The sequence below is a fragment of the Streptomyces sp. NPDC005483 genome, assembly GCF_040606035.1.
Taxonomy (GTDB): Bacteria; Actinomycetota; Actinomycetes; order Streptomycetales; family Streptomycetaceae; genus Streptomyces.
Genome location: NZ_JBEXEA010000064.1, coordinates 1 through 17,097, shown reverse-complemented (window position 1 = coordinate 17,097; position 17,097 = coordinate 1). Strand labels below are relative to the sequence as shown.

The following is a 17,097-nucleotide window of genomic DNA, read 5'->3' as shown; positions in this document are numbered from 1 at the left end:
CCATATCAATCGGCACGGATATACGTACTTCAGAATATCGCTGCCCATGGCTAGCGTCGTAGCCATGAGTGCTTTCCTGTACGCCGCGACCCGGACGCCGTTCGGCCGCTTCAACGGCGCCCTGGCCGGGGTGCGCCCCGACGACCTCGCCGCAGCCGCGATCACCTCGACGCTCGCCCGGGTGCCCCGCTTCGACCCCGCCGCCATCGATGACGTGGTGTGGGGCAACGCCAACGGCGCCGGCGAGGAGAACCGCAACGTCGGCCGCATGGCGGCGCTGCTCGCCGGGCTCCCGGTGAGCGTGCCGGGCACCACGGTCAACCGGCTGTGCGGATCGAGCCTCGACGCGGCTATGACGGCCAGCCGCACCATCGAGTCCGGGGACGCCGAGGTGGTGCTCACCGGCGGCGTCGAGTCGATGACCCGTGCGCCATGGGTGCTCCCGAAGTCGGCGAAACCCTTCCCGGCCGGCGACGTCACCGCCGTCTCCACCACGCTCGGCTGGCGGCTGGTCAACCCGCGGATGCCGAAGGAGTGGACGGTCAGCCTCGGCGAGTCCAACGAGCAGCTCCAGGACCGCTTCGGGATCTCCCGCGAGCGCCAGGACGAGTTCGCCGCCCGCTCCCACCAACTTGCCCACGCCGCCTGGGAGTCGGGCTTCTACGACGACTTGGTGGTGCCGGTCACCGGCGTCGAGCTGGCCCGCGACGAGGGCATCCGGCCCGGATCCACACCCGAAGTGCTGGCCGGGCTCAAGCCGGTATTCCGCACGGCGGAGCAGGGCGGCACCATCACCGCGGGCAACGCCAGCCCCCTCAACGACGGTGCCTCCGCGGTGCTGTTGGGCAGCGAGAAAGCCGCGGCCACGATCGGGGCCGACCCGATCGCCCGTATCGCCGGCCGCGGGGTGATGGCGCTGGAACCGCAATCCTTCGGGTATGCCCCGGTCGAGGCCGCGAACCGTGCGCTGGCCAGGGCCGGGATCGGCTGGGACCAGGTGGGCGCGGTCGAGCTCAACGAGGCGTTCGCCGTGCAGTCGCTCGCCTGCGTCGACGCGTGGAAGATCGACCCGGGCATCGTCAACCAGAAGGGCGGCGCGATCGCGATCGGCCACCCGCTGGGCGCCTCGGGCGGCCGCATCCTTGCCACGCTGGCCAAGGTGCTGCGCGAGACAGGGCAGCGCTACGGCGTCGCCGCGATCTGCATCGGGGTGGGCCAGGGCCTGGCCGTTGTTCTCGAGAACTGCGATGTCACGGGGGCGAAGCGATGAGCCGGGCGGAGATCCTCGCGAGCGCCGACGCGGCGGTCGCCGGCATCGAGGACGGATCGACCATTCTGGTCGGCGGCTTCGGGCTGGCCGGGATGCCGTTCGACCTGATCGACGCGCTCATCCGACAGGGCGCGAAGGATCTGACGATCGTGTCCAACAACGCGGGCAACGGCGACGTCGGCCTGGCCGCGCTGCTGGCCGCGGGGCGGGTGCGCAAGGTGCTCTGCTCCTTCCCCCGCCAGGCCGACTCCTGGGTCTTCGACGGCCTCTACCGCGCAGGGAAGATCGAGCTGGAGGTGGTGCCACAGGGCAACCTCGCCGAGCGGATGCGCGCGGCCGGCGCCGGTATCGGTGCCTTCTACTGCCCGACCGCGGTCGGTACACCGCTCGCCGAGGGCAAGGAGGAGCGGGAGATCGACGGCCGGAGGTACCTGCTGGAGTACCCCATCAAGGGCGACTACGCCCTCATCCGCGCGCATGTCGCGGACACCATGGGCAACCTCGTCTACCGCAAGACCGCCCGCAACTTCGGCCCGGTCATGGCCACGGCCGCCACGACGACCATCGTCCAGGTCGACGAGGTCGTCGAGCCCGGCGAGCTCGACCCGGAGGCCGTCGTCACCCCGTCCGTCTACGTCGACCGGGTCGTCCAGGTCGAGGCCCGTCACTACACAGTCCAGGGGGCACGATGACCACCACGCCCACCGCGTCCACCGATCGTCGTCTGTCGATGGACGAACTGGCCGCCGTGATCGCACGCGACATCCCGGCCGGCTCCTTCGTCAACCTCGGCATCGGGCAGCCCACCAAGATCGCCGACCATCTGCCGGACGGCTCCGGGGTGGTGCTGCACACCGAGAACGGCATGCTCAACATGGGCCCGAAGGCGGAGGGCGACGGGATCGACCCCGACCTGACCAACGCCGGAAAGGTCCCGGTGACCGAGCTGCCGGGCGCGGCCTACTTCCACCACGCCGACTCCTTCGCCATGATGCGCGGTGGCCACCTCGACGTCTGCGTCCTGGGGGCCTACCAGGTCGCCTTCGACGGCGACCTCGCCAACTGGACCACCGGCGGACCCGAGGACATCCCGGCCGTCGGCGGCGCCATGGACCTCGCCATCGGCGCCAAGGACGTCTACGTGATGATGACCCTCTTCACCCGCTCCGGCGAACCCAAGCTCGTACCGCGATGCACGTACCCGCTCACCGGCGTCGGCTGCGTCAGCCGCGTCTACACGGACCACGGCGTCTTCGACGTCGGACCCGAGGGCGTACGGCTCCGGGAGACGTACGGCATTAGCGCCGGCGAACTCGCCGAGCGGCTCGACATCACGCTGCCTCAGAGCTTTCCGCGCAGCCGGTAGTGGACCGGGAAGCCGTACCGGTGGCCCCCTGCGGTCACGCGTGCCGTCAGGTATCAGGACTGGTTGGGCTCGGGCTGGGGGCCGGTGCGGGCGACGCCGGCGTCGGACAGCCCGGGCTGGCCGCTGGGCTGTTCGCCGAAAAGTTCCCGCCACGAGGCGAACCCCACATTCGGCGGGTCCCGGCACTCCGGGGCCCGCCGAATGTCATCCGGTCAGGAGCAGGAAGCGCGCCAACGGTGGGAGCGGATCTTGGTGTTGAACTCTGATCCGAAGCCACCGTTCTGCGCCCAGCAGTAGTGGTCGCCGGTGTAGTTGGCGCCGGTGTAGAGAACGACCCAGTTGTACGAGGACGACGTGCCGCGGTTGTAGATCGACCTGACCACCTGGTTGTCGGCCCACGAACACTGGACGTCACCGCTGTACCAGTCCGGGTCGGCGTTGCTCCATGAACATCGGCTGCCCGTGCCGTTGTTGCCGCTGTAGACGCACACGCTGCCGCTGTTGCACTCCCAGGCCTGCGCCGTGGCACTGGCGGGACTCGGTGCGATCAGGCCCAGGGCGGCCGTGGCGAGGGTGAGCGCCGCGGCGACGAGACCCCGGCGGAGTCGACGGGGGGTGCGGCTGGACTTCCGGTCGTGCTCCTGCTCGTACGGGAACATTGCGTACCTTTCCGGTGGACTGCGCCAACTTGCCTACGGCTGGCGGGAATCCATGCTTCCCGGCCCGGCATGCCGCTGTCATGCTCATGCGAGTCCACTGACACTTCGCAGGTCGGCACCAGTACCCCACAGGGAAACGGATGCTCCGCTTTCACTTCACGGCCGAGGACCTCACCAGGGTCAGAGTGGCGACCGAACCACACGCGCTCTGGGAGATCGCGGTCAGTCTGCACCGGCTCCAGACCCGCGAAGGCCGCTGGGCCTACGCACCCTGGTTCCGCACCACACGTGACGCGTTGCGCCTGGCCGGGCTCGAACGGACGGTGAAGACCTTCCTGTTGCCGCTCTTCCCCCGCGCCAGCTACTTCCCAGACTTCCTGACACCACCTGAGGGCACCCAAGGGCTGGACGCCGGACTGGAGGCGATTCTGGCGACGCCGGGCGAGCGGATCGCGCACGAGGTCGACACCCTCACCCGAGCCGTCGGAGCCCCGGCCTGGACACATCGACTCACCGAGCCGGACCTGCGCGGACAACTCGCGGGCGCCCTGCGCGCCTACCACCGTGCCGCGATAGCCCCGCACGAGGAGTGCATCCAGGAACGTCTGCACGCCGAACGGGTCCGGCACGCCCACACCCTGTTCCACGCGGGAACCGAAGGCCTGCTCGCCGGACTGGGCCCCACGATTCACTGGCGGCCACCGGTCCTGGAGATCGATCCGTATCCGGACCACCGGGACGTCCACCTCGACGGGCGGGGGCTGCTCCTGATCCCGTCCCACTTCTGCTGGCAGGCGCCTATCGCTCTGGCCGACCCCGGGCTCCCGTCCGTGCTTCTCTACCCACTCCATCACCTGCCGACGACGACCCCGCACGCAGACTCCCCTCCGCTGAACGTGCTGCTCGGCCCCACCCGCGCCGCCATCCTGAGAGCCAGCGCGACCGGCTCCACCACCACCGAGGCCGCCCACCGGGCCGGCGTGACCCCCACGACGGCCAGCCATCACACCGCCGTACTGCGCGACGCCGGCCTGATCACCAGCCACCGCCACGCCAACACGGTCCTGCACACCCTGACCCCACTCGGAGCCGCTCTGCTGCAAACGGGGTTTGGCGACCGCTGACCCGTTGACCCGGTGCCGGGGGCCGGGGTGCGCTCGCCGGTGTTGCGCCGTGCGGGTCTCCGCGCTGCGCCACCGTCAGGACGGCGCTCACGTGAGGCGGGGAACGTCGGCGGGGTAGAGGCCGGGGCGGTGGGGGGTATCCGTCGGAGGCGTCGCGGGCGACGTCGACGCCGACTACCACCAGCTCGGGTTCCACCAGCGTGACGTTCAGTTTTTCCTGGCTGCCCCACCCGGCGGAGAACGACCGGCCTCCTGTCCACGGATGCCCGCGCCGCACCGGAGCCGCAGCACCTGCCGCCTGGGCGAGGGTTGGTGCGGTCGACGTACTGAAGGCGGCCTTTGCTGTCGTGGCTGCCGAGAAGTAGCGCGCGGGGAGCAACCAGAGAACCGGTGATCGCGCCGACGATCGCCTCGTTCGTCTCACGGACCTTGTGTGTCTGCCGGGCCCCCACCGACGGACGGTAGGCGTCGACCAGTCTCCTGAAGACGGCTTCCTCCATCCCGACCGACGTCCACGCCAACCACACGCGCACGACGCCGGCCTCGGTGGTCGACGGGCACAGCGCCCACCACCGACCGCGACGAACCTGGACTCCAGCGCGGCCCTGCGCCGCCGATACGGCCAGGAGGTCAAGTCCGCTCGGACAGTCGCGGCAGATCGAACGCGACGAAGTGGGCCGGCCACTGCTCCGCTGCCCAGGCCGCCGCGGCACCAGACCGGGCAAGCGCGCTCCCGGCCTCCTGTGTGACCGCAGCAGAGTCGAGCTCGCCGTCTTGAGATAAGCCCGCTCAAGTGCCCGAGTTTGTTGGGTCCATGCCTGTCTGGGATGTCACATGGTCTGAGGTGACCGTGGAATGTGGGAGCCGTGAAGCAGCTGCCTATTGATCAATGTTTGGAATGGGGCCGGCCGCCTTGCTGTCGAAGGTAGATGCGTTGGACACTGTGGGGGGTTTTCTCGACAACGCCAATGACTGGTGGGGGGCGGCCGTCGGATGTGTCGCCGGTATCGGAGCCGCAGTAGATACCGGAGCGATCGGATACGCCGCCGCGGTCGGCGGTGTAATCGGAGCCGGAGTCGGCAGCGCTGTCGGAGTTGGTGCTGCCATCGCCGGTAGCTGCCTGGTCGGCGGAGTCGCGGGTTATTACAACACGGACATCATCAGCTACGGGTAACCGTTGCGGTGGAAATCTCTGCCGGGCCGGGAAGGGATTCCCGGCCCGGCCATCACCGCAATAATTCAGAGGGGTGCTGCGTTGATAAACGCGGATAAGGGTGTATCGATGAAGGACGCGGTAAGGAAAACGCTGGTCTTCTCTGCAATTCTGATCGTAGGGGGACTCGGCGGGTGCGTTGCTGGATTGATCACTGGCGACGTGCCACCGATAGTGATGGGGGCGGGGGGTGCAGCCTGCGGGGCGCTTCTGGCGGTTTTTGCCGTGCTGGCCCATCGGAAGAATTGCTCCTGACCAGGGCGCTGAACCTGGCGAGTTGACGTTCGCAGAAATGCGTCACTCCGATGACACCAACCGCCGCATGTGCCTACCTCGGATCAGACCGTGCATGTCTCCGCCGATGTGCATGCCCTGGGTCGCGGGCAGGTAGCGGGCGGCCACGCGCAATTATTCGACTTGAGGAAGGGCGCGCGGCAGCAGTGCCTGCTGAAGGCCGTGGGCGAGTTCGTGTTGGGCGCTGTACAGACTGCCTCTCGACACCGACTTCACCCGACAGGCGTGGGCCTTCCTGCCCCTGATCATCTCCGGCAGGCCCGTCGGCTGCTGCATTCTGATTGGTTGGGCTGACCGACGTTGAGAGGGCCGCGATGGAACGGTTACGGCTCCAGGCCGTGGAACTCTTCGCTACCGGGCAGAGGAACCAGCAGATCGCGGCCGCGCTGCGGGTCAGTGAGCGGTCCGTGGAGCGGTGGCGGCGGGCCTGGCGTGAGCGAGGCAAGGCCGCGCTGCTGTCGAAGGGCTCTCCCGGAAGGCCCCGTCTCACGCAGGCGCAGATAGCGCGGCTGGAGCGGGAGTTGGAGCGTAGTCCGCTCTTTAACGGGTGGACGGATCAGCGGTGGACGCTGGCGCGGATCCAGACGCTGATCGGTCGGCTGTTCCACGTCTCGTACACGGTTGCGGACACCTGGCAGCTGTTGAAGCGGCATGGCTGGTCGTGGCAGCAGCCCGCTGGGCGGGCCATCGAACGGGACGACGAGGCGGTCGAGGTATGGAAGAAGGAGACCTGGCCGCAGGCAAAGCGCCGCGGCGGAGCGCAACGCCTGGATTCTCTTCGAGGTCGAGGCCGGGCAGTCGATGACTCCGCCGCGCGCCAGGGTCTGGGGCCGGATCGGGCAGACCCCCGTGGTACGGGTGCGGGGCCGCGGCTCGGGCGGGTGTCGATGGCGGGCATGACCTGCTGCAAGCCCGGCGAGCGTTCCCGGCTGATCTACGCGGTGCGGGAGTATCGGGGCCGCAAGGACGAACCGAAGGGCTTCGGTTGGTGTGACCTCCGCGCCCGGATCGTCCGAGCCGGCACCCCAGGGCATCTGGTCGCTGGTCGAACGCGACATCGGCAGCCTTGCCGCCGCCGACCTCACCCAGATCACCACAGCCGTCAAGCATCGCCTCAAGACGATCCAGTACCGCTCACACCTGGTCGACGGCTGCCTCGCCGCTACCGGGCTCGCTCTGAACAGCTGACGCATAGGCGGGCGTAGGCGGCGCCGCCGTGGTCGGCGCACATGACAATCAACCAGCGCCGGCCTGCCGTGGCGCTGCCCGATGCGCCAGCCCCCGCATGAGGGCGTCCCGCACGCTCGCCTTCAAGTGCCGAGCCCACGGCGGGTCGGTCTCGCCGCGCATCGTGCTCCAGCAGGCGAGGGCGTAGCCGTACTCTCCGGGGCTCAGGTATCCCATTCGGTGAAGGGGTTCGTCCCTGCGCCCGGTGAGCATACGGTCGGTGAACTCGCCGACCGGCATCACCGAGTACCCGGCCGCCTTCACGTAGTCGTCCGCGGCGTTGGCCGACAAGACGCCCATGCCGAGGTGGACGGTCACCAGGTCGGTGAGCCGCTCCTCCTCGGCGTGGGAGATGCCCAGCCTGGCGACGCGCCCCTCACCGACCAGCCGGGCATGTGCCAGCTCGTGCGCGACGAGCCCCGCGAACGAATCGGGCCGGGCGGCCACGCGGCGGTCCAGTTCGATCACCACCCGGTCGAACGCCTTGCGGTACTCACCGACCTGATGCTTCCTGCCCTGCACCTTCTCCGGGGACTCCACCAGCAGCACACTGATGCCGGAGACGTCCGCGCCCATCACCGCACCGACCCGCCGCACCAGCATCTCGGCCTGCTCCTGCGTGCCGGTGAAATCCGCGGGGACGAAACCTGGGAGTGCGATCTCGCGGCGCGGCGTCGCGGGCCCGAACTCCTCGGCGCACCACCGCAGCCACCGCTCGGTCCACGTCCGCTGTTCTTGCGGCACGGGACACGCTCCAGGAGAGTCGGTCCGCAGCCACGGTTTCGGCCCCGTCGTGCTGATTCCAGCCGACGGCCGGTCCTTACCACGTAGCCAGTCCGCCATCCGGTCCGGCACCCATCCGCCCATGACACCCCCGGCGATCCCGCAGGCGGCTCCGGCCGCCCTCCCGTCTTCATGTGGGACGTGTCTCGATCCCCGGCAGTTGCCCGCAGGGCCGAGCATTCGCGAACCGCCTGTGCCGCACATCACTGGTTGCAGCCGCCATCGTGATTCCGAACGTCCGCGTCCGATGGTCGCCGATCACAACGATCCAACCGACACCACGAGTTCAAGTTCAGTAGCCAGCGATCCGCACTCGGCCGGCCTCGGAGGTGGACACGACCATGCCTTGGGCGCCGAAGGCGGGCATGATCTGGTCGGCGATCAGAGCCGTGATGTCCTGGACTCCGACGACTTCGATCAGCCCCGCAGCCAGGTGAGTGAGTTGGTACAACCTGCCCGCGGCGTGGCCGGTGTGACGGTCTGCGGGGGAGCGTCGGGTGCCGGGACGGCAGAGCGGGTCCGGTGGGCGGCACGCGGGGAACATGAAGGGGAGGAGCTGCTGCTTGCTCGTCGAGCCCTCCGTCGCCGGGAGCTCCGGCAGCGGGCCGTCCAGCGGGTAACCGGATATGTCGACCATGCCGAGCTGGTACGAGAGCATGCCGAGCCCGACGACGGGGTCGACCAGGTCCTGCAGCGTGGCGTACTTGTCCTCGGCCTCGGCCTGGGTGCGGCCGAAACGATGAACGCGCCTGGCAGGACCTTGACCTGCTCCGGGTGGCGTCCGTGGTCGGCGACCTGCTTCTTGAGGCCGCGGTAGTAGGCCTGAGCGCCCTCGAGCGTCTGCTGGACGGTAAAGACCACCTCGGCCCAGCGAGCGGCCAAGTCCTGCCCGTCGGGCGACGAGCCGGCCTCCACGATCACGGGGTGCCCCTGGGGCGGGCGGGCGACGTTCAGCGGCCCGCGTACCTGGAAGTGGTCGCCCCGGTGCCCGAGGATGTGCAGCTTCGACGGGTCGAAGAAGCGTCCACCCTCCTTGTCGTAGACGAACGCGTCGTCCTCCCAGCTGTCCCACAGTCCGGTGACGACCTTCATGAACTCGCGCGCCCGCCGGTAGCGGGCGGCGTGCGGCAGCTGGTGGTCGAGGTTGAAGTTGCGGGCCTCCGCGTCCGTCGCCGAGGTGACGACATTCCAGCCGGAGCGGCCGGCGCTGAGGTGATCGAGCGAGGCGAACTGGCGGGCCACGGTGAACGGTTCGTTGTAGCTCGTCGAGGCGGTGGCGGTCAGTCCGATGTGTGTGGTGTGCACCGCGAGCGCGGACAGCAGGGTCAGCGTCTCCAAGTGCACCATCCGTCCCTGCCTGCTGAGCTCGTCGGTGTCCTGGTACTTGGTGCGTACTCCGGCGCGTCGGACAGGAAGACCATGTCGAAGAGGCCCCGCTCGGCCGTCTGGACGAGCGGGCGGTAGTGGTCGAAGTCGAGTCCTCCGTCGGGGCGGGCCTCGGGGTGCCGCCAAGCGGCGACATGATGCCCGGGAGCCGGCAGGAAGGCGCCCAGTTTCATCATGCGTCGTTGCGAACTCACGTTGTTTCTCCCAGGAAGAACTGAAGTACGGTCGGTTCAGGCGAGTTGCCGCACGGGGCTGCCGGCCAGGAACGCTTGGATGTCCTCGACCGCCTGGCCGTAGTACGTGGCGTAGTTGTGCCGCGACACGTAGCCGAGGTGCGGGGTTGCGAGCAGGCGGGGCGCCGTACGCAGCGGATGGTCGGCGGGCAGCGGTTCCACGTCGAAGACGTCGACACCGGCCCCGGCGATCCGGCCTTCGCGCAGGGCGGTGAGCAGGGCGTCCTGGTCGACGATCGCCGCGCGCGAGGTGTTGATCAGGTATGCGGTGGGCCGCAGGAGCTCCAGCTCGGCGGCCCCGACCAGGCCGCGGGTGCGCTCGCCGAGCGCGAGGTGGATGGAGACGAAGTCGCTGATGGCCAGCAACTTCTCTTTGTTCGGTACGAGTTCGATGCCGCACTCGTCGGCCCGTTCCTTGGTGAGGTGCTCGCTCCAGGCGCACACCCGCATGCCGAAGGCGAGCCCGACCTGGGCGACGCGGCTTCCGATCTTCCCGAGTCCCAGCAGGCCCAGGGTGCGCCCGTGCAGGTCCGCGCCGACACCGGACTGCCAGGGCCCGCCGTCGCGCAGGGCAGTGGATTCCCCGACGATGTCACGGGCGAGGCCCAGCAGCAGCGCCCAGGTGAGCTCGACCGGAGGTGTGGAGGAGCTCGTGGTGCCGCACACCGTGACGCCGGACCGCCCAGCGGCCTCGAAGTCGATGACGGAGTTGCGCATCCCGGAAGCGACGAGCAGTCTCAGCCGCGGCAACCGCTCCAGCAGGGACGCGGGGAAGGGCACGCGCTCGCGCAGGGTCACCACCATGTCGAAGTCGGCGAGCAGCTCGGCGAGCCGGTCCTCGTCCATGTGCTCGGTGAACGTGACGATCTCCACCCGGTCCTGTACCGGGCTCCAGTCCGTCGCACCGAGCGCGGCGTTCTGGAAGTCGTCGAGCACCGCACAACGCAGTCGCATGTCACTTTCCTCCGTCGTTCGTCTGCTTCGTGGTGACACCGAGCCCCGTCCCCGCCGGCAGTGTCACCGCACCAGCGGTCACTTCCGCGCCGGTGAAGGGGTCGTCGGCCAGACCCACGTGGCCGTCGAGGTCGAGGTGGTCGGCGAGCGCGCCCAGCTGCGCCATCGCGGTCAGGCCCAGGGAGCTTTCCAGTTTACAGCCGAGCATCACGCCCAATCCGGCGCGCCGGGTCAGCGCGATGGTCTCCTGCGCCGCGAGCAGGCCGCCGCACTTGACGAGCTTGACGTTGATCCCGCTGACCCGGCGGCGCAGGCGCAGCACGTCATCGGGTCCGTGGCAGTCCTCGTCGGCGTAGACGGGCATCGGCGAGTGCTCGCTCACGTACCGCAGTGCGTCCAGGTCCCGCGGCGGCAGCGGTTGTTCGAGCATCTCGACGCCGTGCCGGGCGAGTTCGCGCCCGACGCGTACCGCCTGCTCCGGCTCCCAGGAGCCGTTGCCGTCGACCCAGATTCGGCCGTCGTAGACCGGGCGCAGTACGCCGACACGCTGTCCGTCGTCGTCCGGGGTTAACTTCAGATTCAGCACCGGCCAGTGTGCGAGGGAGCGGCCCGCGGCGAGGAGTTCGTCGTCGGGGCAGGCCCCGATGGACAGCGCGGTCGGTGGGGGGCAGCCCGGCCAGGCCGAGGAGGTGGTGCAGCGGTTGTCCGCTGGCCTTGCCCAGCAGGTCGTGCAGGGCCATGTCGACCGCGGACCGGGCAACCGGTTCGATGCCCGCGTCGGCCAACGCCTCCATGATCCACCGTAGTTCGTAGGGTGACGCGGCGTCCTGTAGCGCCTCGGCGCAGGCGTCGACGGCGTCCGGGGCGGCGTCGCGTGCCGTTCCACGGCCGGTCAGCCCCTGCCAGCTCACCTCGACGACGCTCTGCCGGACTTCGGTGGTGACCCCGGTGTTGCTGACGAAGGGGTGGGTTAGGTGTGCCGAGAGGATGTGGTGGTGGAGCTTCACCCGTAGGCCTCCTCGAAGGCGGCGACTGCGACACAGGCCTGATGGAACGTCAGGTCGCGGAAGCCTCCGGTTCCACCGGGACGGCGGGAGGGCGCGTGGCGCCGTCGGCGGGTACTCCGCTGCCGCTGCGGAAGCGGCCCCGCAGATACGAGGAGAGGCGTTCGCCGTGCCGTGCCAGCCAGTCGGTGGTCACGTCGTACGCCTTGTCGGGGTCGGTCGTGCGCAGGTCTGCCAGCAGGCCTGCAGCAGTTCGATGTCGGCGGGTTAGGTGCTGGGCGGGCACAGCATGAACGTCTGGGCAGGCGGCAGGACGAACGCCAGCGGGCGCGCCTCGTCGAAGTGGCGGACCAGCGGCGAGGCGATGGCCCGCAGCGAGCGGACGGTGGAGCGACGGGTCAGGTGGCCACCGCGCCGGGGCGGACAGCCGGCCATGGCGCGGGCGCCCCAGTGCAGGTGGGTGATGAAGGGGCTCTCGGCGGGCTCCGCACCGCCCTCGGGTCGGTGCGTGTGCAACAGCCCGAACAGCACGTTGGTCAGCTGCAGCGACATCACCGGCAGCACAGCGCCCCGCACCAGCTCCAGGACGGCCTCGGCGAGTGACCGGGCGGAAGGGAAGCGGTGTCCCTCCAGCACGTAGGCAGAGCCGTCACGGACGACGTCGCACCGGCCGACGGTGCCGTCCGGCCGTGCGACCTGGCTGATCAGCTCGGAGAGCCGGGTGCCCTGCTTGGCGGTATCGTCCGCCTGTTCGATCAGCAGGGTGAGCATGTCGGTTACCAGGTGGCTGTGTTCCACGACGACGGCTGCCCACTGCCGGAACCGGAACCCGGGTATCGCGCTCATGCGCCGCCAGTGCAGGTCGACGAGCGGGACCAGTTCGCCGTCCACCTCTGCCTGGACCACGGGGCAGAAAAGCGGGCGGCCACGGTCCCGGCGGACGAAGGCGGAACCGTCCCAGGTACGCAGGGTCATTACCTCGCGTTTGCCGTGCTGTCACCGAGCCCGGCTGGTAGGCCTCGTCGCCTCCCTCCGTGTCCGCCTCGGTCCGGGTGAACCCGTAGATCAGGGGATAGTCGTGGCCCGCGCCGCAGATCGCGGTGTTGAAGTCCATGGGCCCGGACCGGCCGAGGGCGATGTCCTCCCAGTTGCCCAGGTGGCCGGTGCGGGGCGGCACCAGATCCGGGTCGCGGTCCAGCAGCTTGAGGAGGGTGCCGATCTGCAGGTCGTGGGAGCCCGTGTACACGGGGACGAAGGTCTTGTCGCCGGCGGCCAACGCGTCCGCGTGGGCGGCTGACGCCAGGCCGAGTTCGTCGAAGATGCGCCTGCTCGCCGGGCACCACCCGCGCCCACCCGAGCCGACAGGTGCGGCAGCATGCCCCCCGCCAGCAGGACGTTCCACTCGCCTGCTGAGCGAACGTCGACCCGTACGGTGAAGGAGCGGCCGTCGGCCACGACGTCGGCGACACCTGTCTCGCGCATACGGTGGAGGTCCAGGTCGAACGTCTCGTGCCAGGTCGGGCCGAGGTCTCGCCACCCTCGTCCTTCGGGCAGGAGAAGGGGGAGGACGCCTATCGCGCAGAGGTTGGCGCGGTGGATGCGCTCGAAGCTCTCCGCCATGACGGCGCGCACGCCCAGCAGCCATGGCCCCTTGGCGGCCCAGTCCCGCGAGGACCCCATGCCGTAGGAGTGGCTGGCCAGCACGATCAGCGGGGTGTCCGCGTCCGCGTAGCGGCACGCGGCCTCGTGGACGGGAGACGTCTTCCGCTCGGCAGGTGCAGCGTGTCGCCCCCGGAGGGGCCGGCCGCGAGGAGGTGGTTAATCAGCCGCGGGTTGCTGAAGGTGCCACGGGCCATCACTTCGTGGTTGCCGCGCCGTGAGCCGTAGGAGTTGAAGGAGCGCTCGCCTGCTTCCCTGAGATAGCGGCCAGCCGGTGAGTCGGGCGAGATGGCGCCCACGGGCGAAATGTGGTCGGTGCTGGCGTCGTCCGGGTGTTCACCGCCCTGGCGGCCCAGGCAGAAGCGAACGAGGACCCGGAACGGGCCGTCTCGGTGGACTCCACCATCGTGCGCGCTCACCAGCACGCGGCCGGAGCCCGCAACAGGGGCCCCGGTCGGCGAGCCGGACGACCGTGCCGTCGGTCGCCCCTGCGGCGGACTGACCACCACCTTGCGGCCGACGGCCGGTGCCGGCCACTGACGTTCGTCCTCACTGCCGGACAGGCCAGCGGCGCACCCGCCTTCACGGAGGTGATGGCCCGCTCACGGTTTCTGGGTGACGCCACGGGCCTGGGAGAACTGGATCACCCACTATCAGCACAAGGGCTTCCGCGTCGTTGCCCCGCCCTACCCCGGATTCGAGGTGGAGGTCGAGGCCCTGAACGCCGACCCGACGCCCCTCGAGACCGTGACCGTCCCCGCCATCAACTCCGCCCTGGAGAAGGTCATTACCGCACTGGACTGGCCGCCGGTCATCATGGGGCTGGGACACGCCGCTGACGAGATACACCCGGTGCCGCCTCGTGTGAGGCGGTGCGCGACCCCAGGATCCGTCAATGCACCTCAGTGCGAGGAACGGCAGGTGTTGTGGTGGGCGATGTCGAGGACGAAGCGCTCGGGGTGGTGTAGCTGCTTCGTCGTGTAGGAGGGCTTGCTGTTGAACGCGGCCCCGAAGGTGACGACGCCCTCGAAGTCGCCGGTCAGTGCGAAGCCCTTGAGTTTCGGCAGATCCAGCTTGATCAGGCGCGGGCCTTTGTAGACGTTCCTGCCCGCGTTGTTGTGGGCTGCAGCTGGGGAGAGCTTGATCTCCAGGAAGTGCTTTCCGGCCAGCGGGACCTTCTTCCCCGAGCTGTCGTAGCGGAGTTCCTTGACACGCGTGACGGTGGTCGGCGGCAGTTTGCCCTTCACATCGATGACGACCCGGTCGAAGGAGCAGTGACCGGCGATCCTGGCGTTGACCACGAGACTCGTGGACGGTGCCGGGGACGTGGCGGCGGCAGAGGTCGACGCCGCGGTGCCGGCCAGCAGGAGTGCGCTCGCGGTGATGGCCATGAGGCGATGGCGGGTGTACATGACGCCCCCTTATGAGACGTCGGGGACTGGTGGACACAGTATGAGACATATGTGAGGGTCATACGGTTGCATGCTTTGGCGGATGATTCTCATGTACTGAAGTGCGATCGCCGACCTCCACGGTCGCCGGCATAGCCGCGGTTGGCCCAGACCCGGGTGATCTGCGGCTGGGTGAGGCGCAGCGCCAGAACACGTCGCGGGCGGCGTCGCGGTCCAACCCTTCCAGGACGGCGCGCACATCCTGGGGCTTCTGCGGCATCGCCACCAGATACGAGAAAACCGCCACTTCCTACGAGGCGGTGGTCAAACTCGCGTCATTCCTGTTCTGGGAAAGATCCCTTTTGAAAACGATCCCTAGAAGAGGCCCGTGTAGCCCTGCCAGCCGGTGGCGATGCGCGTGCGCGCCCCGAACGATCCCTTGCCGTCGCCGTTGTTGCGCCACACGTTCCCCGCGCTGTCCCGCGAGACCAAGTCGGCCTTCCCGTCGCCGGTGATGTCGCCGACGCCGACGATCACGTTGTAGGAGCCGCCCCAGTTGGAGAGGACCTTCGCCCGGGCGCCGAACGTGCCGTTACCGGTGCCGTAGTACCGGTACAGGCTGTTCGACGTTTCCTGCGCCAGCAAGTCACCGATGCCGTCGTCGTTCAGATCCCCGGCCCCGAGGACCTTCTTGTACGTCTTCCAGTCGGCGTAGAGCTGCACCCGGGCCGACAACGTGCCCGAGCTGGTGCCCTGGTAGAGGCCTTGTTCATGCCATCGGGAGTGGTCAGCACGTCGTATTGGTTCCAGCCGGACGTGCCCAGCGAGGTGTACGACGTCGACGGCTTAGGCGCGGCACCACACCCCGGCTTGTAGGCGCGCATGGCCCTGCTGCTCAGCCGCACCAGGACGTCGTTGCACCGGTCCCCGCTGAGGTCGCCGAACGGCACCGCCTTGACCGAGGTCGCCCAGCCGCTGCCGCTCACCTTCTTCCGAGAAGGCGCCCTTGCCCGTGCCCTGCTGGAACATCAGCGCGCCGGAGGAGTTGAGGGTGAGGAGGTCGCCGAGGCCGTCGCGGCCCGCGTGATCGCGACGCACGGGAGTGGCGAGAGTCCCGGCCGTCGTCAGGTGGATGCGTTCGCCGGCGTGAAGGAGAACCGACAGCAGGGCGGCATCATCCGAACCTTCTTCGGCCGCTACCACATCCTGCCCGGAGACAATTTCTACGTGCAGGCCGGCGCATAACACCGCTCCACCCGATACCGGCAGGCCCCTCACGCCATGGCGCGAGGGGCCCGCCCCCTATGACGGAGGAAAAGAAACACCCATGGCAGAGATCAGGCCGGTAGACGAGTACTCCGGAATGGCCACCCTGAACCACGCCTTCTACGTCATCGGAATGGGAGAACCCGACGGCATCGCCCTGCCCTCCATGTCGTCCCGTACCCGCGTCACTGCCACCGACAGCTGCCTCACCATCACGGCAGGCTCCACCGAGTGGGAGCCGGTCAAGATCAGCTTTCTCGTCTACGACCAGGAACCCGAGCCGCTGCCGGGGGAGTGGACCCACATCGAAGCCTTCACCTGTACCGCCACCGACGCTCCGGCCAGTTTCACGACCGGCACTGACCCCGACGACATGTTCCAGGAACCGCCGCCGGAGCACCTGTTCAACCGGCCCGGGCTCGAACCCCCCTACCGCTGGAAGGGGCGCCTTCTCGTCGCTGCGTACGAAGTAGAGGAACACGTCCTCCAGTTCTGGCCCGCGTAGTGCAGAGCGCGTGGCACTCGTGGATGCGGTCGCCCGGCGCGGCGCCGCCCAGGACCCCGCCGGTTGACGCAACTGAGCAGGCGGGGTACGCAGTGTCGGCATCCATGGGCGACCGTCGGTGTTGATCGTTGATCGCGTACTCGTGCTGGTTACGGGCGATTGCCCACGCTCAAGATCGTCTGCCCGTGCGCTCAGCGACGGACGCGGTAGCGGATGTGGGTGGCCTGCGGTGTGTCGATCACCCGGACGATCTCCAACTCGATCTCTGACGGCAACACGTCGAACAGCCGATGGCCACGGCCGAGAAGCACCGGTATCTGATGGATCTGCACCTCATCCAGCACCCCGGCCTCGAGCGCCCGCTGCGCCGTGTATGCGCCGCGCACCTGCACGTCTTTGCCTCCGGCTGCGGCCTTGGCCTGTGCCATCGCGCTCTCGATCCCATCGGTCACGTACGTCACCAGTGGGTAGCCCCAGCGGGCGGCCGGGCCGGGCGGGCGGTGGCTGGGCACAAAGATCGGGAGACCGCCGTGATCACCACCCCAGTGATCCATGAGCTCGGCAGTCCGCCGTCCCGCGAGCACCGCGCCGGCCGCATTCCATTCGTCCTGGAATTGTGCAGCCGGCCCGGACGGCCGGCCGGACTCCCCGTCAGTGTCGGCCCACTTAGACGTCGTCTCATTTGGCGTGTTCGATAGTCTGGTGTCGTGGGGATCGTTGAGCGTCTGGTGCCAGATGAGTTGTGGGAACTGTTCGAGCGGGT

General features: G+C 68.9%; 17 protein-coding genes and 6 pseudogenes. 10 read left to right on the top strand and 13 right to left on the bottom strand.

Annotation, left to right across the window (positions count from 1 at the left end):
- The first annotated feature begins 64 nt into the window (after nucleotides 1-64).
- From ABZT06_RS48035 to ABZT06_RS48025, 3 genes are read left to right on the top strand one after another with little or no spacing between them, the layout of a single operon-like run.
- Nucleotides 65-1,270, top strand: coding sequence for a thiolase family protein (locus ABZT06_RS48035; RefSeq protein ID WP_355755682.1), 1,206 nt, complete (start codon nucleotides 65-67; stop codon nucleotides 1,268-1,270).
- A complete protein-coding gene (locus ABZT06_RS48030) occupies nucleotides 1,267-1,962 on the top strand; it encodes a 3-oxoacid CoA-transferase subunit A (protein WP_355755680.1) in 696 nt (231 codons plus the stop codon). The genes ABZT06_RS48035 and ABZT06_RS48030 overlap by 4 nt, the downstream gene beginning before the upstream one ends.
- Nucleotides 1,959-2,636, top strand: a complete 678-nt coding sequence (locus ABZT06_RS48025; RefSeq protein ID WP_355755678.1) for a 3-oxoacid CoA-transferase subunit B — start codon at nucleotides 1,959-1,961, stop codon at nucleotides 2,634-2,636. Before ABZT06_RS48030 ends, ABZT06_RS48025 begins: the two co-directional genes overlap by 4 nt.
- A 212-nt stretch (nucleotides 2,637-2,848) precedes the next feature.
- On the opposite strand, the gene ABZT06_RS48020 is transcribed toward ABZT06_RS48025, so the two are convergent.
- On the bottom strand, nucleotides 2,849-3,295 hold the full coding sequence (locus ABZT06_RS48020; protein WP_355755676.1) for a peptidase inhibitor family I36 protein: 447 nt from the start codon (nucleotides 3,293-3,295) through the stop codon (nucleotides 2,849-2,851).
- A gap of 140 nt (nucleotides 3,296-3,435) precedes the next feature.
- Between ABZT06_RS48020 and ABZT06_RS48015 the strand changes: the two genes are divergently transcribed.
- From ABZT06_RS48015 to ABZT06_RS48005, 3 genes and pseudogenes are all read left to right on the top strand, one after another.
- Nucleotides 3,436-4,419 carry a winged helix-turn-helix domain-containing protein gene (locus tag ABZT06_RS48015; RefSeq protein WP_355755674.1) on the top strand — a complete coding sequence of 328 codons (984 nt, stop codon included), beginning with the start codon at nucleotides 3,436-3,438 and terminating at the stop codon, nucleotides 4,417-4,419.
- Between the two features lie 1,821 nt (nucleotides 4,420-6,240).
- Nucleotides 6,241-6,731, top strand: a pseudogene (locus ABZT06_RS48010) (winged helix-turn-helix domain-containing protein).
- A gap of 185 nt (nucleotides 6,732-6,916) precedes the next feature.
- Entirely contained in the window at nucleotides 6,917-7,114 is a 198-nt protein-coding gene (locus tag ABZT06_RS48005) for a hypothetical protein (protein WP_355755672.1), read from the top strand.
- A 48-nt stretch (nucleotides 7,115-7,162) separates the two neighbouring features.
- Here the strand turns inward: ABZT06_RS48005 and ABZT06_RS48000 are convergent, their stop codons facing one another.
- From ABZT06_RS48000 to ABZT06_RS47960, 9 genes and pseudogenes are all read right to left on the bottom strand, one after another.
- A complete protein-coding gene (locus ABZT06_RS48000) occupies nucleotides 7,163-7,897 on the bottom strand; it encodes a hypothetical protein (protein WP_355755669.1) in 735 nt (244 codons plus the stop codon).
- A 456-nt stretch (nucleotides 7,898-8,353) separates the two neighbouring features.
- Nucleotides 8,354-9,274, bottom strand: a complete 921-nt coding sequence (locus ABZT06_RS47995; RefSeq protein WP_355755666.1) for an NtaA/DmoA family FMN-dependent monooxygenase — start codon at nucleotides 9,272-9,274, stop codon at nucleotides 8,354-8,356.
- A complete protein-coding gene (locus ABZT06_RS47990) occupies nucleotides 9,262-9,516 on the bottom strand; it encodes a hypothetical protein (RefSeq protein ID WP_355755664.1) in 255 nt (84 codons plus the stop codon). Before ABZT06_RS47990 ends, ABZT06_RS47995 begins: the two co-directional genes overlap by 13 nt.
- A 36-nt stretch (nucleotides 9,517-9,552) precedes the next feature.
- Nucleotides 9,553-10,509 (bottom strand): D-2-hydroxyacid dehydrogenase family protein, encoded by a 957-nt coding sequence (locus tag ABZT06_RS47985; RefSeq protein ID WP_355755662.1) that lies wholly within the window; start codon nucleotides 10,507-10,509, stop codon nucleotides 9,553-9,555.
- A 1-nt stretch (nucleotide 10,510) separates the two neighbouring features.
- Nucleotides 10,511-11,095, bottom strand: a complete 585-nt coding sequence (locus ABZT06_RS47980; RefSeq protein WP_355755659.1) for an enolase C-terminal domain-like protein — start codon at nucleotides 11,093-11,095, stop codon at nucleotides 10,511-10,513.
- Nucleotides 11,096-11,201: 106 nt separating this feature from the next.
- A pseudogene (locus ABZT06_RS47975) lies at nucleotides 11,202-11,516 on the bottom strand (hypothetical protein); the annotation flags it as partial.
- Nucleotides 11,517-11,565: 49 nt separating this feature from the next.
- Nucleotides 11,566-11,799 carry a DUF6025 family protein gene (locus ABZT06_RS47970; protein ID WP_355755657.1) on the bottom strand — a complete coding sequence of 78 codons (234 nt, stop codon included), beginning with the start codon at nucleotides 11,797-11,799 and terminating at the stop codon, nucleotides 11,566-11,568.
- A pseudogene (locus ABZT06_RS47965) lies at nucleotides 11,781-13,158 on the bottom strand (DUF6025 family protein). Before ABZT06_RS47965 ends, ABZT06_RS47970 begins: the two are co-directional and overlap by 19 nt.
- A pseudogene (locus tag ABZT06_RS47960) lies at nucleotides 13,056-13,492 on the bottom strand (aconitate hydratase); the annotation flags it as partial. The pseudogenes ABZT06_RS47965 and ABZT06_RS47960, both read right to left, overlap by 103 nt.
- Before the next feature lie 36 nt (nucleotides 13,493-13,528).
- Here ABZT06_RS47960 and ABZT06_RS47955 point away from each other — a divergent pair.
- Together ABZT06_RS47955 and ABZT06_RS47950 are read left to right on the top strand one after the other, a co-directional pair.
- Nucleotides 13,529-13,676, top strand: a pseudogene (locus tag ABZT06_RS47955) (IS5/IS1182 family transposase); the annotation flags it as partial.
- Between the two features lie 2 nt (nucleotides 13,677-13,678).
- A pseudogene (locus ABZT06_RS47950) lies at nucleotides 13,679-13,780 on the top strand (IS5/IS1182 family transposase); the annotation flags it as partial.
- Between the two features lie 294 nt (nucleotides 13,781-14,074).
- Here the strand turns inward: ABZT06_RS47950 and ABZT06_RS47945 are convergent.
- Both ABZT06_RS47945 and ABZT06_RS47940 read right to left on the bottom strand, forming a co-directional pair.
- Nucleotides 14,075-14,584: a hypothetical protein gene (locus ABZT06_RS47945; protein ID WP_355755655.1), complete on the bottom strand. Its 510-nt coding sequence runs from the start codon at nucleotides 14,582-14,584 to the stop codon at nucleotides 14,075-14,077.
- Between the two features lie 354 nt (nucleotides 14,585-14,938).
- Nucleotides 14,939-15,286 carry a VCBS repeat-containing protein gene (locus ABZT06_RS47940; protein WP_355755652.1) on the bottom strand — a complete coding sequence of 116 codons (348 nt, stop codon included), beginning with the start codon at nucleotides 15,284-15,286 and terminating at the stop codon, nucleotides 14,939-14,941.
- A 159-nt stretch (nucleotides 15,287-15,445) separates the two neighbouring features.
- Here ABZT06_RS47940 and ABZT06_RS47935 point away from each other — a divergent pair, with 159 nt between their 5' ends.
- Both ABZT06_RS47935 and ABZT06_RS47930 read left to right on the top strand, forming a co-directional pair.
- On the top strand, nucleotides 15,446-15,808 hold the full coding sequence (locus ABZT06_RS47935) for a hypothetical protein (protein WP_355755650.1): 363 nt from the start codon (nucleotides 15,446-15,448) through the stop codon (nucleotides 15,806-15,808).
- Between the two features lie 82 nt (nucleotides 15,809-15,890).
- Nucleotides 15,891-16,334 carry a hypothetical protein gene (locus tag ABZT06_RS47930; protein ID WP_355755648.1) on the top strand — a complete coding sequence of 148 codons (444 nt, stop codon included), beginning with the start codon at nucleotides 15,891-15,893 and terminating at the stop codon, nucleotides 16,332-16,334.
- A gap of 191 nt (nucleotides 16,335-16,525) precedes the next feature.
- Here ABZT06_RS47930 and ABZT06_RS47925 read toward each other — a convergent pair whose 3' ends face one another.
- Nucleotides 16,526-17,071 (bottom strand): dihydrofolate reductase family protein, encoded by a 546-nt coding sequence (locus ABZT06_RS47925; RefSeq protein ID WP_355755700.1) that lies wholly within the window; start codon nucleotides 17,069-17,071, stop codon nucleotides 16,526-16,528.
- Between the last annotated feature and the right edge of the window lie 26 nt (nucleotides 17,072-17,097).

Excerpts from the sequence above, each read along its gene's own strand:
- ABZT06_RS47935 (WP_355755650.1), top strand. The coding sequence starts at position 15,446 with ATGGCCCTGCTGCTCAGCCGCACCAGGACGTCGTTGCACCGGTCCCCG.
- ABZT06_RS48035 (WP_355755682.1), top strand. The coding sequence starts at position 65 with ATGAGTGCTTTCCTGTACGCCGCGACCCGGACGCCGTTCGGCCGCTTC.
- ABZT06_RS48030 (WP_355755680.1), top strand. The coding sequence starts at position 1,267 with ATGAGCCGGGCGGAGATCCTCGCGAGCGCCGACGCGGCGGTCGCCGGC.
- ABZT06_RS47985 (WP_355755662.1), bottom strand. The coding sequence starts at position 10,509 with ATGCGACTGCGTTGTGCGGTGCTCGACGACTTCCAGAACGCCGCGCTC.
- ABZT06_RS47930 (WP_355755648.1), top strand. The coding sequence starts at position 15,891 with ATGGCAGAGATCAGGCCGGTAGACGAGTACTCCGGAATGGCCACCCTG.
- ABZT06_RS47945 (WP_355755655.1), bottom strand. The coding sequence starts at position 14,584 with ATGTACACCCGCCATCGCCTCATGGCCATCACCGCGAGCGCACTCCTG.
- ABZT06_RS48020 (WP_355755676.1), bottom strand. The coding sequence starts at position 3,295 with ATGTTCCCGTACGAGCAGGAGCACGACCGGAAGTCCAGCCGCACCCCC.
- ABZT06_RS48015 (WP_355755674.1), top strand. The coding sequence starts at position 3,436 with ATGCTCCGCTTTCACTTCACGGCCGAGGACCTCACCAGGGTCAGAGTG.
- ABZT06_RS48025 (WP_355755678.1), top strand. The coding sequence starts at position 1,959 with ATGACCACCACGCCCACCGCGTCCACCGATCGTCGTCTGTCGATGGAC.